This is a genomic window from Alteromonas sp. ABV2_168 (assembly GCF_056161165.1).
This window is the reverse complement of the sequence record NZ_JBSWYQ010000002.1, coordinates 95,478-112,885: the sequence shown is the minus strand read 5'-3', so window position 1 is coordinate 112,885 and position 17,408 is coordinate 95,478. Positions and strand designations below refer to the sequence as shown.

Here is a 17,408-nt window from a genome sequence, read left to right as displayed (position 1 = left end):
CCTCAGTTTTATTAATAAGTTATTTCTTCCGGGCGCGGGGGTGCGCGTTATCGTACACCTTTGCCAGGTGCTGAAAATCCAGATGCGTATAAACCTGCGTGGTCGATAAGTTCGCATGACCAAGCAATTCCTGCACTGCCCGCAGATCACCGCTTGATTCTAATACGTGGGTAGCAAAGGAATGGCGCAGTTTATGAGGATGTACAGTCTGATTCATATTCTGAGACTGAGCTAACTGATTTAGACGGTTTGCCACCTGACGGTTTGAGATCCTTGTCCCCCGTTTGCTCACAAACACGGCCGGCTCATAGGGCGATGCATACTGGCCCCGTACTTTTAACCAGGCGTTCAGGGCTTTAGTCGCCGTGCGTCCAAGTGGCAGGATGCGCTGCTTATTTCCCTTACCGGTGACTTTAAGCGTCCCGTCGCCCTGACAATCAGCCAGGCGCAGGCCGGTCAGTTCATTCAGGCGTAACCCGCATCCGTAAAGTAATTCGGCCATTGCCATATCGCGACATTCTATGCCTTCATCCTGTGGCGAAGACAATAACTGTTGCATGTCATCCACGCTGATTTGCTTTGGCAGAGGCTTGCCCTGTTTCGGCGCCTGAATACCCTCAACGGGGTTGCTGAACAGTTGTTCGTGTCGCATCAAATAATGACAGAATGTTCGCAGGGCAGAAAGCTGTAACGCGATGGAGCGGGCGTGCTTGCCCTGTCGTTTGGCGATGGCCATGACCCGCTTAACATCTGAAGGGGTCAGTCCTGACCAGTCTTCAAGGGCCAGTTCAGTGGCAATGGCGGTAAGCTGGCGGCGATAATTGGAAACGGTATGCTCTGATAATCCCCGCTCGATATCGAGATGCAAAAGAAATTTGTCGAGCCATTGCTGGCATGCATCACTGAGGCGAGGTTCGGGCGCCGCAGGTTGCATTAATATCCCAGCATGCCCGGCATGGTAATGTTCAGCACTTCCTGCAACTGTTTCAGCAGCAGAGTATCCATATCTGGCGTAAAGTGGGAGGCATCGTCAGAGCCTACAGCCAGAATACCCATATCGTGATTGTCTCCCAGTAAAATCAGTGCGACAGATTCAGCGGTTTCTTCACCGAAGATCACTTGTCTTTCGTGCTGGCTTAAACGGCCGAAGAAGAAGGTGCTGTCTTTAAAGCGTTTTTCGATGATGAGTCTGCGTTGCAGCTCCTGCATGGCATGAGGGCCTTTAAACAGTTGCAACACTACTGAGTGAAGATTAAGACGTTCCTGCAGAACAGATTCCAGTTTGTACTGGATTTCCGATACAGATTTACAGCGTAACAGTTCGACATTCAGATCCGTATAAACGCGGTAAATTTTCTCGTTTTGTTTGGCCACGCCGATGAGCTGGTTGAGTTTATAATTTAGCTGACGTACCTTCTTGCGAAGCTGTTCGCTCTGGCGTTCAACTAACGATACAGCCCCTTTTTCCTCATGGGGAATCACCAACCGTTCAAGAATGTCCGGATTATTGGCGAAAAAGTCGGGATGCTTTAATAAAAAAGCACGCACTTCTTCTGCTGTCAGTCCGAACGCTTCGTCGTAATTGGGTTCCAGTGTTACCGGTCTTTTACTTTGACCTGAAGCATCACTCATAGATTAATCTGTCCGTCGTAAATGTGCTCAGCGGGCCCGGTCATCTTGAGTGCCGAGTCCTCGCCCTGCCAGCGAATACGTAAATTGCCGCCGGGTAAATCTACCCTGACTTCCTTATCCAATTTTCCCTGAACCTGTCCGACCGCTACAGCGGCACATGCGCCGCTGCCGCACGCCAGGGTTTCCCCTGCGCCACGTTCGAATACCCTGAGCTTCACATGGTCTTTCGACAGTATTTGCATAAAGCCAACGTTCACCCCTTCCGGAAAACGTTCGTGACGTTCCAGTAACGGGCCGACTTCATGCACACCGGCGGTATCGACATCGTCGACTTCCATTACACAATGGGGGTTACCCATGGAAACGGCGCCTAAAAATACTGTACGTTCCTCAACACGGAAAATGTAGGTCTTTTCCTGTTTATTGGCGACCAGAGGTACTCTGGCTGGTTCAAAGTCAGGTACACCCATGTTCACGGTGACCTGTCCGTCTTTTTCCAGGTACAACACCATTTTTCCTGCCTTGGTGCTGACCTTAATTTTATTGCGGTTGATTAACCCTTTCATTTTGACGAAACGGGCAAAACAACGGGCTCCGTTTCCACACTGAGAAACTTCCGAGCCGTCTGCATTGAAGATGCGGTAATGAAAATCCTGTTCAGGATCATAGGGAGGTTCTACCAGCAACAGCTGGTCAAAGCCAATACCAAAGTGCCGATCAGCGAGTTGCTGAATCTTCTCCTTTGAAAAGAAAACGTTCTGGGTAACGTTATCGATGACAACGAAGTCGTTGCCCAGCCCGTGCATTTTGGAAAATTGAACTTGCATTAAGCGCACATCTTTCTTATTTGTATTTCTCTAGTTTACGTAAGTTTGCACTCACCTTTCCAGAGATCTTTTTGATTTTCTCGTTCACGCACCACAATTACCTGCTCACCATCCACCATAATTTCCGGCGGGCGGCAGCGGCTGTTGTAGTTCGAGGCCATAACAAAACCATAGGCGCCGGCGCTGCGAACCGCCAGTAAGTCTCCCGGTTTTATTGCCAGTTCACGGTCTTTACCGATGAAATCACCGGTTTCACAAATCGGTCCCACCACATCGTAAATACGTGGTGTAGCATCGGTTTCCTGCTCAACACGTACGATGTTCTGCCAGGCTGAATATAACGACGGGCGGATTAAATCATTCATCGCAGCGTCAACGATGGCGAAGTGCTTTTCATCGCCTTCTTTCACGAATTCAACTTCAGTGATCATAATGCCGGCATTCGCAGCAATAGCGCGGCCGGGTTCCATGATCATCTTTAAATTTTCGCGGCCAGCCATCTTTTCTACCATGGCGGCGGCGTATTCTTTCGGATGAGGCGGTGTTTCATTATTGTATGTCACGCCCAGGCCACCACCCACGTCAAGGTGGGAAATGGTAATACCTTTAGCGGCAAGCTCATCAATGAGCTTTAATAATCTTTCAAGGGCATCAACAAATGGCTCAATAGAGGTCAGCTGAGAACCAATGTGGCAGTCCATGCCCTTTACTTCAAGGTTTGACAGACTGGCGGCCAGTTCGTAAGTCGCAACGGCACGTTCGCGGGGAATACCAAATTTATTCGCTTTCAGTCCCGTGGAGATATACGGGTGAGTTTTGGCGTCCACATCCGGATTAATACGCAATGAAATAGGAGCTTTTACGCCCATTTCTGCGGCAACGCTGTTAATGCGCTCCAGTTCCGGTTCAGACTCAACGTTGAAACACAGAATGCCTTTCTTCAGCGCATAACGAATTTCTTCAGGCTTTTTGCCTACACCGGAAAATACCACTTTCTTTGCATCACCACCGGCTTCCAGTACCCGTGCCAGTTCCCCGCCGGATACGATGTCAAAGCCTGAACCTAATTTTGCCAGGACGCTCAGCACGCCTAAGTTTGAATTGGCTTTTACGGCGTAACAAATCAGGTGAGGGTGTCCGCCCAGTGCCTGGTCAAATGCATGCCAGTGACGCTCAAGGGTGGCGCGGGAATAAATATACGCAGGTGTACCGTGTGCTTTAGCGATGTCAGATACTGCTACATCTTCAGCAAACAGTCGCCCGTTTTGAAAAGCGAAAAAATCCATTACTGAGTGTCTCCGGATTGGTCGGCGGGTGTTCCGGCTGGAGTTTGGTGGTTGTCCTGAGACTCTTCTGGAAGATAGAGTGCCCCGCGATAGCCGCATGCTGACAGACCACTAATGAATATCAGCAGCACGATTAAAAAGAAGGGTTTTCTGCGCACAACGAACCCGCATAGAAAGACTAAAATTGCTGCTATGATGGCACTGCGGTGCTAAATTGCAAGCGTCAATAAACGCTCTTTCGTTTTATCGCCATATTCCACTTGTTCCCACAGTGCATTGCACAGAGAACGGGTGTCACTGAGGTCACCCTGTTTCAGCCAGTTGAGCAGCAGTGACGGGTCATGAGGGAACTGAATGGCCTCATTTTCAGGTGCATCCAGCCACTCTTCCACAATGTCAGTGTCGAGCTGAAAAAGGGAATGACATAGTCCCATTTTATCTAACGTGAGTACGTTCGATAATTGTTCAAACTGGCCGTGTAACGGCTTAATCAGCAGCTTTTTACCCAGATGTAATGCTTCACTGGACAGCTCAAAGCCGCCGTTGGCGATCACACCGTTGCAATGCTGTAAGTGATGCTGAAAGCCAGCCTTGGAAGGAGGATTCCAGCTGATATGGCCGCTTTCGTAATGGCCCTTGATTGACGGGTGATAGCACACAAATTGCTGGTCGGTTAACGGTTCCAGCATCAGGCGGATGTCATCCACGTGTTCAAAAGGCAGATAAACCAGAACATGACTCTTTGACGGTGAGGCAAGGCGTTCATCTGCGACAAACGGCGGCACGATAGGCTGATTAAAGTGAAACCAGTGTACGCCCAGCTGTACCTGCGTGGGAGCAAAGTACTTCAGGATGAGCTTGTTGATAATACCGTCGCCGGCTTTCGGGACGGTATAAGTGAAACATGCCTGATGGCTGATAGAGATAGACGGCAGTCCCGCACGTTTTGCGGCCCAGGCGGTGACCGGTTCAAAGTCGTTGATCAGAAGGTCATAGCCGGTGACATCAAAGTTACGCACATCCTGCCAGAACTTACCGGGGCGGTTTGCTTTGAGTGTTGCAATGCGGTCTACCTGACCGTGACTGGTAATAAAAGTAAGACCACGGAAGGTGCGGTACGGACCAAATACCTCCATGTCGAAGTACTTGTCTTCATCCCGTCCGGAAAATACAAAATCAACGGTGAAGTCGTCGCGCTGTGCAAAAGCTGCAGCCATGATGCGTGCGCGGGCAATATGACCGTTGCCGGTCCCCTGCACGCCGTAAAGAATTCTCATACTACCCCAGTATCATTAAGCTCGCAGAAGCAATGGTTAAGCCCAGAAGTGCACCGGCTATCACGTCGGTAGGGTAGTGCACACCCAGCAAAATACGGGATAGTCCAATCAGCGCAGCCCAGCTGTAAGCCAGAATGGCAAAAGGCGGATAAAAATGCGCTACGATGCTGGCCATCAGCCAGGCCGCGGCGGTGTGGCCGGATGGCAGACTGAATTTATCTGACGGCGTAACGTGAGCCGTGAAGTTATTCAGTAAATCGCAGGGGCGGGGACGCTTGAACATACGTTTCAGCACCACATACACCGGCAGTTCGAGTCCGTAGGCCATCAGTGCGGTATACAGGAACAGTTCGCCGTGTTCAGGCTCGAAAGCCCACAGCAGCATACCGATGATGAAGTACAGATAGCCGTCTCCGGTTTTTGACAACCAGATAACGCCGGTACAGTTACGCTTTTGTGTGAGTCGGTAAAGCCAAAAAAACAAATCAGTATCAGCTTTGGTCAAGGATTTCCGGTTCAGCACGGCCCTGGCCTCATTACAATTGATTACAATATAAGCTAATCAGCATGTGTGAATCTGCCGTGACAAAAAAAAGAAACCTTTATGACAGGCCGCAGAGATTTACCGAAATAAGCGGAAGCGAGGTATTTTTATTATGGTAATTAGTGCTATGCTAACAACAGTTCTGACAACGCATCTTCTCTTTCCAATCAATCACCTTAGTAAACTTCCATGCCGTTTTAAAAACGGATGCAGTGAGGGTGTTGGCGGAATCGCGGGTCAGTGTTTCTTTTCCGGTAATTAAGGCACAGTGATGGACTATAACACTTCTGAATTATGCGATTTATTTGCAGACAGCGTAGATGTGGTCGACCCCATGTTTGTCAGTTATGGCGGACGTTATTCGTTTGGTGGTGAAGTCACAACCATTAAGTGTTTTGAAGATCGCGGGTTGATAGACCGCGTACTGGCGCAGCCAGGTGCAGGAAAAGTATTGCTGATTGATGGTGGCGGTTCTACCCGCCGTGCATTACTTGATGCCGCTTCAGCCCAGCTTGCAATCGATAACGACTGGGAAGGCATCGTTTGTTACGGCAGTGTCCGTGAAGTGGATACTCTGGCAGATTTAGACATCGGTATTCTGGCTGTGGCGTCAATCCCGGTGAACGCGGAAACGGAAAGTACCGGTGAGGTGGATGTGCCGGTTAATTTCGGTGGTGTAACCTTCCTGCCGGAAGATCATCTTTATGCTGACAGCACAGGCGTTATTTTGTCGCCGGAGCCGCTGGATCTAGACTAAGCCTGCTGGCTTCACTGAGTTTTCAAAAGAAACCTTCCCGGTTTGACCGGGAAGGTTTTTTTATGGACTTATTTCGTGTTTGCAAACACGTTGTTCAGGTACGCGGCAATGCGGACACCGGCCTGCTGCAAACGGGTTTTTGCTACGGGCAGAAAGTCGTACACATAGTCATAAGACATGTCGTTGGCGTCTTCAGGATAAATAGTATCGCGGATTTCCGTGCTTTCCTTTATCCACACATTGGCATCAAGCGCATGCCAGTCTTTCAGGTTCTTCGTGGTGATTTTCTTATCCAGCCAGTCTGTCCACTCAGTGTAGGACAACTGCTTTGAGTCCAGCATTTTTGAGTCCCACACGGTATGCAGGTTACTGTCCTGCCAGAAGAAGCGTACCTTAACCGAATTGCCGCCTCTGTCAGTCCCGTTACCGGCGTGCAAGGGCTGATGGAGATCGCCAATGATATGCACAATAAAGCGCAGCGCGACCTGGCGGTCTTCTCTGCTGGCTTTGGTGTCTTTCAGTACCGTGGTGAAATGCTGAAGTGCCGTGTACGCATCTCCCTGTTCAGGTGCTCCCACTTCATGATATTCATGACCTTCCGGCACAGTAACATAGTGCCACGGGGGCGAAGTTTTACGCCAGAATTCACCGGGGTCTGAACGCATTTCGTCAGGATACGTAGACGCTTCAGCCAGAGATTCATTTGGCAGAAGCTTAACAATGGCCGCTTTGGCAGCGGGAGTCAGATGTTTTTCTGCAATTGCGCCGGTAACACGGTGACCGGTTTGTCCCCAGCCAAAGGCGGGCAGGCTCGTCATCATGGTCGATGCCAGGCAGAAAGAAAGTGCAATAGTCCGTTTAGCAAACGCCTGCATGAAAGTTCCTCTTTTATTTGTCGTTATGGTGTTGATAGCCCCAGCGCATCATTAATGTCTGATCGACGCCCAGGTGGTCCAGAATTCTGGCTACCACGAAGTCAACCAGGTCGCTGATTTGTTTGGGATTATGATAGAAGCCGGGCGAAGCGGGCATGATTGTCGCACCGGTTTGTGACAGTTTTAGCATATTTTCCAGATGGATAGACGAGAGCGGCATCTCACGGGTAACAAGAATAAGTTGTCCCCGTTCTTTTAACACCACGTCGGCAGCTCGTTCGATAAGATTGTCGCTGGCACCTGTTGCTATTGCTGACAGTGTGCCGGTTGAACACGGGCACACCACCATCTGTTTGGGTGCTGCAGAACCTGACGCCACTGGTGAAAACCATTCTTCCTTGCCACACACGCGGATCTGGTTTTCACGGGCACCGAAGCGTTCACTGAAAAACGCACTGGCGGCATCCGGCTTCGAAGGAATTTTCACTTCTTCTTCGGTAGCAAAAACAACTTTCGCGGCTGAAGAAATCAGCACAAAAATGTCGTATTCGGCTTTGACCAGTATTTCCAGCAGGCGCATGGCATACGGTGCACCGGACGCACCAGTAATCGCCAGAGTGATGGTTTTATTTGTCATAGCGTTTTCTGCTTCCTCAGGAATGTGTGACTTCAGCACTGGCCAGTGCTTCCAGCAACCGTTGGTGAATGCCTTCAAAACCACCGTTGCTCATCACCAGTACATGGTCGCCCGGACGACTGATGGATTTCACCTGCTGCACAATACTCTCTACGTCATGATAGCAGTAAGCCGGTGTGTCACTGTGTTTGGCGGTCTCTGCCAGTGACCATTTCATCCCGGCAGGTTCAAACAGCAGCACTTCGTCAGCCTGTTGCCAGCTGTTGCCCAGCGTATGTTCGTGTACACCCATTTTCATCGTGTTCGAACGGGGTTCCAGAATAGCGATAATGCGGGCTTTACCCACTTTGTTCCGTAAACCCTGAATGGTGGTGGCAATGGCCGTGGGGTGATGGGCAAAGTCATCGTACACCGTAATGTCATTCACGGTGCCTTTGGTTTCCATACGGCGCTTCACGTTTTTAAATGTGGCGAGGGCTTCGATAGCCTGCGCAGTTGCCACTCCGGCATGATGCGCTGCTGCAATAGCCATCAGGGCGTTATTCACGTTGTGCTGGCCCACCAGTGACCAGTTAACCGTACCGGCTTTCTCTCCGCGGAAAAGTACATCAAAAGCACTGCCATCAGGAGTCAGCAGATTGGCTTCCCAGTCTTTTCCGGTAAATTGCTGTTCAGACCAGCAACCTTTTTCCAGTGTGGCCTTTAGCGGTTTGTCTTTTTGCGGTGACAGGATCAAACCATTTTCCGGCACCATGCGAACTAAGTGATGAAACTGGGTTTGAATAGCTGCAAGATCAGGGAAAATATCTGCATGATCGAACTCAAGGTTGTTCAGGATCAGCGTACGCGGACGGTAGTGAACAAACTTAGAGCGTTTATCGAAAAAGGCACTGTCGTATTCGTCTGCTTCGATGACAAAGAATGGACTTTCGCCAATGCGGGCAGACACACCGAAGTTCTCCGGAATACCACCAATCAGAAAACCGGGCGCCAGGCCGGCATGCTCAAGGATCCACGCTACCATGCTGGAGGTGGTGGTTTTACCATGGGTGCCGGCGATACCGATCACCCACCGGGAGGTAAGCAGGTTGTCTAACAGCCATTGAGGACCGCTGGTATAGGGAAGATTGCGGTTTAAAACATACTCAACAGCAGGATTGCCCCGGGACATGGCATTGCCGATGATAACCATATCCGGTGCCGGTTCGAACTGAGCGGGGTCATAGCCCTCTGTTAACTCGATGCCCAGCGCTTCCAGCTGAGTGCTCATTGGCGGATAAACATTGCGGTCGGAACCGGTCACCTTGTGGCCTAGCGATTTGGCGATTGCGGCGATACCACCCATAAAGCTGCCGCAAATGCCGAGAATGTGAACGTGCATAAGAATCCTGTGTACGATTAAGGTGGCTACTTTAGCAGAACACCCGGTGTGCACGCCAATACCAGAGTACGCGGCAATGTAAGAATAAGCCGTTTCCCTGTGGTCCATTCGCGGTTACAATCGTTTTAATTACATTTGCTACCAGCCCGTGTGAACGAAAACACCGGCATACAATAATAAAGCAAAGTGATTCAGGTTGGCTTTTGGACACTGGCGGGAATGCCAGCGCAAAGCGAATCATTACCCTACATCAATAAACAAGGCTATTGCACACAATGAAACGTTTAAATTCTCAACTACAACAAGACGGCGCTCCTCTTGAGCTTATTTTGCTTATCCGTACATTGCTGGCGGGCTGTAAGGAAATTTCTTTCCGTGTCAGTCAGGGCGCTTTGGCGGGGGTATTAGGTTCGACGTTGAGTGAAAACGTTCAGGGGGAAACCCAAAAGAAGCTGGACGTGATTTCTAACCAGATTTTGAAAGATACTTTACGGGATTCCGGCTATGTAAAAGCCATTTCTTCTGAAGAAGAAGACACGGTGGTACCGTGTAACCCTGAAGGTAACTACCTGGTAAGTTTTGACCCGCTGGATGGCTCGTCGAATACTGAAATCAACAGTCTGATTGGTACTATTTTCTCTATCGCTCATGCACCGCAGTGGATGGAGCCCGACGACCCGTCTGCGTTTTTACAGCCCGGTACACAAATGGTTGCTGCCGGTTATGTTCTGTACGGTCCGTCAACCATGATGGCGCTGACTACCGGCCGTGGCACACACATTTATACTCTGGATAAAACCCACGGTGGTTTCCTGTTAACGCACCCTAATGTGCAGGTGCCTGAGCAAACATCCGAGTTTTCAATCAACGCGTCTAATCAGCGCCATTGGGAAGCGCCGATGAAAGCTTATATTGCTGACTTGCTGGCGGGCACAGACGGTCCCCGTGAAAAGAACTTCAACATGCGCTGGGTGGCGGCGATGGTGGGGGATATTCACCGTCTGCTTTGCCGGGGCGGTATTTTTATGTATCCCTATGACAACCGTAACCCGTCTAAAGCCGGTAAACTGCGTTTATTATACGAAGCCAACCCGATGGCATTTCTGATGGAACAGGCCGGTGGTCTGGCCGACACGGGTACAGGTCGTATCATGGAAGTGATGCCCACCGAAATTCATCAACGTGTACCGGTAATTTTAGGTTCCAAAGAAGAAGTGGAAACGTGCCTGAGCTATCACGCTAAAGCGGAATAGCGCACATTCAGCACAAAAATACTGAAGACTGCTTAAGACTTGGGTCTTAAGCAGTTTTTATTTTACGGTAGTCACCGTATACTTAGGCGCGATTTTGCCGTGAAAGGGAATACAGTGTGTTTGTTTTCCCGGACAAATCCCGTTTTTAATTTAACAAATCAAAGGATTATTTCATGAGCCTTAACAACGTTCCTGCTGGTAAAGATATGCCAGAAGTGGTGAATGTCATCATCGAAATCCCAGCTCACGCTGACCCGGTAAAATATGAAGTAGACAAAGACACCGGTGCAATGTTTGTTGACCGTTTCATGGCTACCTGCATGCACTATCCGGTAAACTACGGCTACGTGAATAACACACTGTCTTTAGACGGTGACCCGGTTGACGTACTGGTTATGACGCCGTTCCCGATCATCAGCGGCTCTGTGATCAAGTGTCGTCCTGTTGGCGTTCTGAACATGACTGACGAGTCAGGTACTGACGCGAAAGTTCTGGCAGTGCCGGTAGACAAGCTGTCTACGATTTACCGCGACGTGAAAGACATCAACGATGTGCCAGAGCTGACTAAACAGCAAATCGAGCACTTCTTCTCTCACTATAAAGATCTGGAGCCTGGCAAGTGGGTTAAGATCGACGGTTGGGCAGATGCTGAAGCCGCGAAAGCTGAAATCGTATCCAGCGCCAAGCGTTACGAAGAAGGCGAATAAGCCTTTCTTTCCGCAGATTGAAAAAGCCCGGTTCGCCGGGCTTTTTTGTGCGTATTGGATCGCGATCTGATCTGTAGCTGCACGTTGAGACATTGAGACTGCCCCTTCAGATCACGATGTAGTAGGATTATTTCCACAAGCCAAACTTTTGTGGTATTTGTGGGAAGCAATCAAAAAAGCGTTGACTATTTATTATTGTCGAATTGATAGACACCGTATGGTTTCTGCGCTGCGATGGTATCAAAGGCTTTAATCTGTTGGCGCCGGAGGGGACTGATATTACAGTCATCAACGCCATGTATACAAACAATGCACAAAGTTATCCACAGCCTTGTGCATAAAAAAGACTTGATTTGCGGGTAAAAATGATCAAGGCGATCCCCGGATCAAACCGGAGGACAAGTGTTTTCGCGGCTGATTGTGATCCCGGTGTGTACTTTGGAATAAATTCGGGGTTCAGGCCGTGTAGTTTGGATAACCCGGAGCTATGCTTTAGTTCAGGGTTTGTATATGATTTCAGAGCAGACTGTGAAATCCGTTGAATGAGCGGATTTGGCGTCCGGCTGCCGGAGATTAATGTGAGTTCAGATATTCAGAAGTTGCAGCAGCAAATTGCATTGTTGCAGAGAAAATTGAGTCGTGAGCAGCTGGCGCGTACGGCGGCTGAAGACATGCTCAATAATTATTCCCGCGATGCCTATCTGGCAAATCAAAACCTGCGCCGTGCTCTCAGCGAAACCCGCGCGATTTATCATCAGTTGCTGTCTCAACTTCCTGACAGTGAAGCTGATGCATTTAAACAATCAGCCAAACCTTCCTCTGACAGCATAGCCATGGTGGACCGTATGACACTGCTTAGTCAGCTTGCTGCGGGTATTGCTCATGAAATTAATAATCCCATCGGCTTTATCAAAAGTAACTGTGAAATTCAGGAATATATGCTGAAGGATGTGTTCGATGCCTGGGATGAACTTAAGGATGAGTTAAAAAAGGGCGGCACCTCTGCAGCTACATTACCCGCTGACATGGAGTTGAAATACTTACTGCGGGATGTGAGAGAAATGCTTTCAGACATGCAAAAATCATCTCTGGAAGGCGCTAACCGCATTGCTGAAATTGTCTCCTCACTGCAGATTTTTTCTTCTCCGGTTACCGTGGAACGTAACTGGGAAGATGTAGATGATCTTCTTGAGTTTGGTCTGGAGGATATCATCAAGCGAATTCCTGCAAATGTTTCTCTTAATTTCGATGCGTCGGATTCCCGCTCGCAGGTACTGGTTAACAGGAAGCAGATCAGGCAGGTGCTTGAGGCAGTAGTTGAAAACGCAATTGATGCCTGTGTATCCGGCGGCACAATCAGTATCGCTGTTGCTGATCTGCCTGGCGCAGTTAAAGTGTTTATAAAAGACAATGGTGAAGGAATAAAGCCCGAGCACATGCCATTAATTTTTACGCCTTTCTTCACTACCCGTCCTCCCGGCAGCGGCACAGGCCTTGGCCTTTCTGTGGCGCAGGCTTTGATGGAATCTCATAATGGCTGGATAGATATTCAGAGCGATACCGGTTCCGGAACCACTGTGACCCTCAATTTCCCTCTGCCGTGATAACTCTATGTATTTACATTAGTAAATGCTGACTTTTCAAACCCTGTTTCGGACTGTAAACTCCTTCCTCTCTATTTTTTTAAAGGTCAATTACTCGAAAGTCTAAATATAGGCTAAGGTTAACGTGACCCTTAACCAATTTCTGAGAACACAGGGATGTGAGTCAATTATATGCGAAATAATCAACCGGTTACCCGGAAGCTTTACAACATTCCTCAGCACTACCGGCTCATTTCATCTACCGATAAACGTGGTGTGATCACGCACTGCAATGATGAATTCATTGAAGTCAGTGGTTTCAGCCGTGATGAACTGATTGGAAAAAACCATAATATTGTACGCCATCCGGACATGCCGCCGGGTGTGTTTCGTGAAATGTGGGATACCTTGTCCGCTGGGAATATTTGGATGGGACTGGTAAAAAACCGGCGCAAGAACGGAGACCATTATTGGGTTTCAGCGTTCGTGACCCCGGTTTTTGAAAATTCTCAGATCACGGGTTATGAATCAGTACGTGTGCCGGCCTTGCCGGACGAAATTGCCCGTGCAGAATACCGTTACGAGCGGCTACGTGAAGGTAAGTCCAGTACGTCAGCCGGTGAACTGGCCGTTCACTACATGAAGAATTACCTGCCATTTATAGTGATGGGTCTTATTACCGTGGCGGCTTTATTCGCCACGGCAGGTGTGCTGCCGGCCGGTATCGCTGCCGCAGGTTTTGCGGTGTGCAGTTTCTGGATGGCCTCTAAAATTAAAGGTGACTGGCAGGCGCTTATTGATATTTCTCCTGACAGCTATTCGAATCCGGTGGTATCGCAAACCTATTTTGCCGACTTCGGTAACCGGTCACGTGCCAAACTGGCTCTGGGATGCGAACTTGCGCGCAGCCGTACAGCTCTTGCCCGCATTCAGGATGCCGCCGCGGGGTTGGATACGATTGCTAACACCACTCATCAGCAGGCTGAAATCACCAGTACAGCTGTCGTGCAGCAAAACGAGGCAACGCAAAACATTGCTTCAGCCGTGAACGAGATGTCCCAGGCTATTCAAAGTGTATCTGAGCGGGTTGATATGAATGCCGACAGCGCCCGCTCTGCTTCTAAAAATGTGGAGGCCGGTAATCAGAAAGCGGATGAGGCGTTATCTGCCATCATGGCGCTTAAAGAAGCGGTCAGTTCTATTTCGGTCACCGTGCAGGAACTGGCGCAGTCCACGAATGATATTGGTGAAGCTGCCAGTTTAATATCGACCATTGCTGAACAGACAAACCTGCTGGCTCTGAACGCCGCCATTGAAGCTGCCCGCGCCGGCGAGCAGGGACGAGGCTTCGCTGTAGTTGCTGATGAAGTACGGTCACTGGCATCAAAAACCAGAGAGTCCACAGATAAAATTCATAATATTATCCATGTGCTGGCTGAGCGGTCAGAACGGGCTGTCAGAGTATCAAATGACGGTATGGCATCAGCCGAGCAGGGCACGGCCATTGTTGAAGATACCCGCAAAACACTGGCAGACATTAATCAGGCCGTGAGTGTTATTGCCGATCAAACCTTCGAAATGGCCTCCGCTGTAGAGCAGCAAAGTTCTGTGGCAGAACACATCAATCAGCAAGTCGTAGAAATTGCCGATGGTGCCAAAGATACCCAGCGGGCATCAGAATCATCATTAGATGCCAGCCAGCGTCTGCGTAAAACCGTTAACGAAGTACACTCGGTTATCACCCGCTTTACCAATAAGCGGAATGTAGTGTAACCCGCTTTTAGTTTTTACTGTTTGCCTGTAGCTTTACCACTTCTGCTGATTCGGCGTCGAGGACGTCATCAGCAGAAGCGCCTTTGAGCAATTTGCCTACGGCATCTTTATTCTTTGCCAGCATGACAGACAGATTCTCAATCACGTCGTCATCCAGCTTGATACCTTTCGCACCGATGTAAGCAGCCAGATTGTCTGCCGCATCCAGCATTTTGTCATACTGATCAGCTTCCTTCTTGTCTGTAGTGACCAACTTTTCTACCCCTTTATGCGAAACAACATATTGCACTGTAATAGCCATGATGGTTCTCCGATGTCGAACGTAAAATGAAATTTAATTTTAACCTGATTCATAATTACTGTATAAATAAACAGTATCTGAGGCAACTGTTTTTTGTACTATGTTGAGAATTATTCCGGTTATTGCACAGGCTGGTATCACCGGCTTCGAGTCCCCGGCAGCCGAATACCGTCAGCTTGGGCTTGATCTCGACGAGCTGCTTATCGACCATCCCACTGCTACGTTTATTGGCCAGGCACAGGGAGAGTCGATGACCGGCGTGGGCATTTTTGATGGTGATTTACTCATTGTCGACCGCGCTGCTGCACCCACTTCGCTGGATGTGGTGGTGGCCAATTTGAATGGTGTGTTTGTGTGTAAGCTGTTCGATCGCAAAGCCATGGTTCTGGTATCGCCCGGCAAACACCAGCAGCCTTACGTGTTGGGGGAGGGAGATACCTTCGAAGAAGAAGGCATTGTTGTCCGTTCTGTCAGAATGCATCGCTATACCAGGCAGTTAAGACAATGTTTGCGTTAGTCGATGCCAACGGCTTTTATGCGTCCGCCGAAAAGGTGTTTGACCCCGCTATCCGTGACAAACCCGTGGTGGTACTGACAAACAACGATGGCTGCATTTGTGCATTGTGCGACAAGGCGAAAGCCCTCGGCGTAAAGAAATTCGGCCCGTACTACAAGGTACAGAAACTGCTGGAACAAAAAGGGGCAGTGATCAGGTCGTCTAACTATGAGCTGTACGACTATTTGTCCAATCAGATGATGAATATTGTTGGCGGTTTTGCACCTCACCAGCATGTGTATTCTATCGACGAGTGCTTTTTGTATTTTGATAACTGGCAACCGCCGGAAGGATGGCACACCTACGGTGAAACTATCAGGCGTGCTGTCTGGCAGCAGTTACGTCTGCCTGTAGGAGTGGGTTTCGGGCTTACGCCGACGCTGGCGAAGGTAGCCAGCCATGCGGGTAAAAGACTGGGAGATAAATCCGGCATTGCGGTACTTGCTGAGAAGACACAGATCCGGCGAACCTTACAGGAAATGTCGCCGCAGGATGTGTGGGGGATTGGCCGGCGTATTGCGGAAAAGCTGGAAAACAGTGGTGTGCGCTCTGCGTGGGAGCTTGCCTGCGCAGCGCCTAAAAGTATCCGTAAGCAATTCTCTGTAGAGATAGAACGTACCGTGCGGGAGCTTAACGGTGTTACCTGCATTGAATGGGAAAGTCATCGTCCTAAAAAACAGCAAATCTATGCTACCCGCGCTTTTGGCCACCCGGTTACGGACCATCAGAGTTTACGGCAGGCACTTTGCTGGCATGCTGAGCGGGTAGCTGAAAAGCTCAGGAAGCAAAATTGTACCGTGAAAACCCTTACCCTGTTTGCCCATGCGAACCCCTTTGCCGCCAGCGGGCATTATCATAAAGCTGTACAGCACCGTTTTGCCATTGCCACGGCGGATACGCGAATGCTGTCAGAAGCCGCCGGGAATGCAGCTGATACCTTGTATAAGGAAGGGGTTTTGTTTCATAAGTGCGGCGTGGGAGCAATTGAAATTCAGGATGAAGATGTAAAGCAGCCGGATTTGTTCGCACAAAGCGAAGGGAATACAAAGCTGATGGCATGCATGGATGCCATTAACAGAAAATACGGCAGCAGTACCATCGGCATCGCGGCGAAAGGTGACCATCAACCCTGGCGTATGAAGCGGGCGTATTTGTCTCCTCAGTACACAACTAACTGGCGGCATTTACCCCAATGTCAGTGTTGATGACATAAATGTTAGATTCAAAAGCGACATGGTTCGCTACACTAGGGGTGCACCAAATGCCTGGCAACAAAAGGGGAGAACAGAGATGAAGTTAGATTTGACGAATGTCAGCGGAGTGATATTTGATTTAGACGGTACGCTGGTGGAGTCTGTCCTCGACTTTTCTCAAATGCGCCGCGAAATTGGTTGCCCTGCCAGCGAAGATATCCTTACCTTTATCGATAACCTGCCTGATGAAACCTCAAGAGCATCGGCACATCAGGTCATTCTTGATCATGAAATGGCCGATGCAGAGAATGCGAAATGGTTGCCGGCAGGAAAATCCATGGTAGATGCCGTCATCAACGCTGATTTGCCCGTTGCTATTGTTACCCGCAACTGCAAACAGGCCACAGCGCTTAAAATCAGCAACAACCAAATCCCCATTTCAACCGTGCTCACCCGCGAATGCGCCCCTGCCAAGCCCGATCCCACGGCACTACTTATGATTGCCGGACAATGGCAAATAGCCCCCGCACATATCCTTTATGTGGGAGACTATATCTACGATCAGCAAGCCGCAGAAAATGCGGGCATGCAGTGGTTGTTGGTTTAATCTAAACTTGAAGGATAAACAGGTAACTTAGGAGGAGCCTTTGGTATTACGGCCGAAGTCTGCTCAATCGTATTTGTCTCCGGTAACGTTCCTCCACTGATTACCTCCAAAATATCGGCATTACCCAACTCATCCGATGCGTTAATTTTATACAATATTTCCATTGTAATCTTCTCCATGTTTATGATTAATATAAATAAGAACTCATTAAAAGCGTGA

Annotated in this window: 19 protein-coding genes; 8 read left to right on the top strand and 11 right to left on the bottom strand. The window is 49.3% G+C overall.

The window, feature by feature from the left end; all coding sequences use genetic code 11:
- Positions 1–19: 19 nt before the first annotated feature.
- Genes xerC through ACXAH4_RS03395 form a run of 7 tightly spaced genes read right to left on the bottom strand, consistent with a single transcriptional unit; the run spans position 20 to position 5,527 of the window.
- Positions 20–934: a tyrosine recombinase XerC gene (gene xerC / locus ACXAH4_RS03425; RefSeq protein WP_474880709.1), complete on the bottom strand. Its 915-nt coding sequence runs from the start codon at positions 932–934 to the stop codon at positions 20–22.
- A complete protein-coding gene (locus ACXAH4_RS03420) occupies positions 934–1,632 on the bottom strand; it encodes a DUF484 family protein (protein ID WP_119499801.1) in 699 nt (232 codons plus the stop codon). Before ACXAH4_RS03420 ends, xerC begins: the two co-directional genes overlap by 1 nt.
- Positions 1,629–2,459 (bottom strand): diaminopimelate epimerase, encoded by an 831-nt coding sequence (gene dapF, locus ACXAH4_RS03415; protein WP_474880708.1) that lies wholly within the window; start codon positions 2,457–2,459, stop codon positions 1,629–1,631. The genes ACXAH4_RS03420 and dapF overlap by 4 nt, the downstream gene beginning before the upstream one ends.
- A 35-nt stretch (positions 2,460–2,494) precedes the next feature.
- Entirely contained in the window at positions 2,495–3,745 is a 1,251-nt protein-coding gene (gene lysA / locus ACXAH4_RS03410; protein WP_474880706.1) for a diaminopimelate decarboxylase, read from the bottom strand.
- Entirely contained in the window at positions 3,745–3,903 is a 159-nt protein-coding gene (gene lptM / locus ACXAH4_RS03405; protein ID WP_474880704.1) for an LPS translocon maturation chaperone LptM, read from the bottom strand. The genes lysA and lptM overlap by 1 nt, the downstream gene beginning before the upstream one ends.
- A 51-nt stretch (positions 3,904–3,954) precedes the next feature.
- Entirely contained in the window at positions 3,955–5,022 is a 1,068-nt protein-coding gene (locus tag ACXAH4_RS03400; RefSeq protein WP_474848952.1) for an MJ1255/VC2487 family glycosyltransferase, read from the bottom strand.
- Position 5,023: 1 nt separating this feature from the next.
- Positions 5,024–5,527 (bottom strand): phosphatase PAP2 family protein, encoded by a 504-nt coding sequence (locus ACXAH4_RS03395; protein WP_442858437.1) that lies wholly within the window; start codon positions 5,525–5,527, stop codon positions 5,024–5,026.
- Between the two features lie 310 nt (positions 5,528–5,837).
- On the opposite strand from ACXAH4_RS03395, the gene rraA reads away from it, so the two are divergent.
- Positions 5,838–6,323 (top strand): ribonuclease E activity regulator RraA, encoded by a 486-nt coding sequence (rraA, locus tag ACXAH4_RS03390; protein WP_119499806.1) that lies wholly within the window; start codon positions 5,838–5,840, stop codon positions 6,321–6,323.
- 68 nt (positions 6,324–6,391) lie between these two features.
- Here the strand turns inward: rraA and ACXAH4_RS03385 are convergent, their stop codons facing one another.
- The 3 genes from ACXAH4_RS03385 to mpl are packed head-to-tail and all read right to left on the bottom strand — an operon-like array spanning position 6,392 to position 9,216.
- A complete protein-coding gene (locus tag ACXAH4_RS03385; RefSeq protein ID WP_474880702.1) occupies positions 6,392–7,198 on the bottom strand; it encodes a S1/P1 nuclease in 807 nt (268 codons plus the stop codon).
- Between the two features lie 13 nt (positions 7,199–7,211).
- Positions 7,212–7,835 carry a flavin prenyltransferase UbiX gene (locus tag ACXAH4_RS03380; protein ID WP_303573568.1) on the bottom strand — a complete coding sequence of 208 codons (624 nt, stop codon included), beginning with the start codon at positions 7,833–7,835 and terminating at the stop codon, positions 7,212–7,214.
- A gap of 16 nt (positions 7,836–7,851) precedes the next feature.
- Entirely contained in the window at positions 7,852–9,216 is a 1,365-nt protein-coding gene (gene mpl, locus ACXAH4_RS03375; protein ID WP_474880700.1) for a UDP-N-acetylmuramate:L-alanyl-gamma-D-glutamyl-meso-diaminopimelate ligase, read from the bottom strand.
- Positions 9,217–9,491: 275 nt separating this feature from the next.
- Here mpl and ACXAH4_RS03370 point away from each other — a divergent pair, with 275 nt between their 5' ends.
- The 4 genes from ACXAH4_RS03370 to ACXAH4_RS03355 all read left to right on the top strand — a co-directional run bounded on the left by ACXAH4_RS03370 (position 9,492) and on the right by ACXAH4_RS03355 (position 14,532).
- On the top strand, positions 9,492–10,469 hold the full coding sequence (locus ACXAH4_RS03370) for a class 1 fructose-bisphosphatase (protein ID WP_119499809.1): 978 nt from the start codon (positions 9,492–9,494) through the stop codon (positions 10,467–10,469).
- 173 nt (positions 10,470–10,642) lie between these two features.
- Positions 10,643–11,176, top strand: coding sequence for an inorganic diphosphatase (gene ppa / locus ACXAH4_RS03365; protein ID WP_303573571.1), 534 nt, complete (start codon positions 10,643–10,645; stop codon positions 11,174–11,176).
- Between the two features lie 578 nt (positions 11,177–11,754).
- A complete protein-coding gene (locus ACXAH4_RS03360) occupies positions 11,755–12,780 on the top strand; it encodes a sensor histidine kinase (RefSeq protein ID WP_474880698.1) in 1,026 nt (341 codons plus the stop codon).
- Between the two features lie 171 nt (positions 12,781–12,951).
- Positions 12,952–14,532 carry a methyl-accepting chemotaxis protein gene (locus ACXAH4_RS03355; RefSeq protein WP_474880696.1) on the top strand — a complete coding sequence of 527 codons (1,581 nt, stop codon included), beginning with the start codon at positions 12,952–12,954 and terminating at the stop codon, positions 14,530–14,532.
- A 7-nt stretch (positions 14,533–14,539) separates the two neighbouring features.
- On the opposite strand, the gene ACXAH4_RS03350 is transcribed toward ACXAH4_RS03355, so the two are convergent.
- Positions 14,540–14,833: a YebG family protein gene (locus ACXAH4_RS03350; RefSeq protein WP_474880695.1), complete on the bottom strand. Its 294-nt coding sequence runs from the start codon at positions 14,831–14,833 to the stop codon at positions 14,540–14,542.
- A gap of 100 nt (positions 14,834–14,933) precedes the next feature.
- Here ACXAH4_RS03350 and ACXAH4_RS03345 point away from each other — a divergent pair, with 100 nt between their 5' ends.
- The 3 genes from ACXAH4_RS03345 to ACXAH4_RS03335 all read left to right on the top strand — a co-directional run bounded on the left by ACXAH4_RS03345 (position 14,934) and on the right by ACXAH4_RS03335 (position 17,189).
- The gene (locus ACXAH4_RS03345; protein ID WP_119499814.1) at positions 14,934–15,350 is read left to right on the top strand and encodes a S24 family peptidase; all 417 of its coding nucleotides are present in this window, start codon (positions 14,934–14,936) and stop codon (positions 15,348–15,350) included.
- Complete coding sequence (locus tag ACXAH4_RS03340) at positions 15,338–16,594, top strand: Y-family DNA polymerase (protein ID WP_474880693.1); 1,257 nt, start codon at positions 15,338–15,340, stop codon at positions 16,592–16,594. Before ACXAH4_RS03345 ends, ACXAH4_RS03340 begins: the two co-directional genes overlap by 13 nt.
- Before the next feature lie 85 nt (positions 16,595–16,679).
- Positions 16,680–17,189 (top strand): HAD family hydrolase, encoded by a 510-nt coding sequence (locus ACXAH4_RS03335; protein ID WP_474880691.1) that lies wholly within the window; start codon positions 16,680–16,682, stop codon positions 17,187–17,189.
- Positions 17,190–17,408 lie beyond the last annotated feature (219 nt).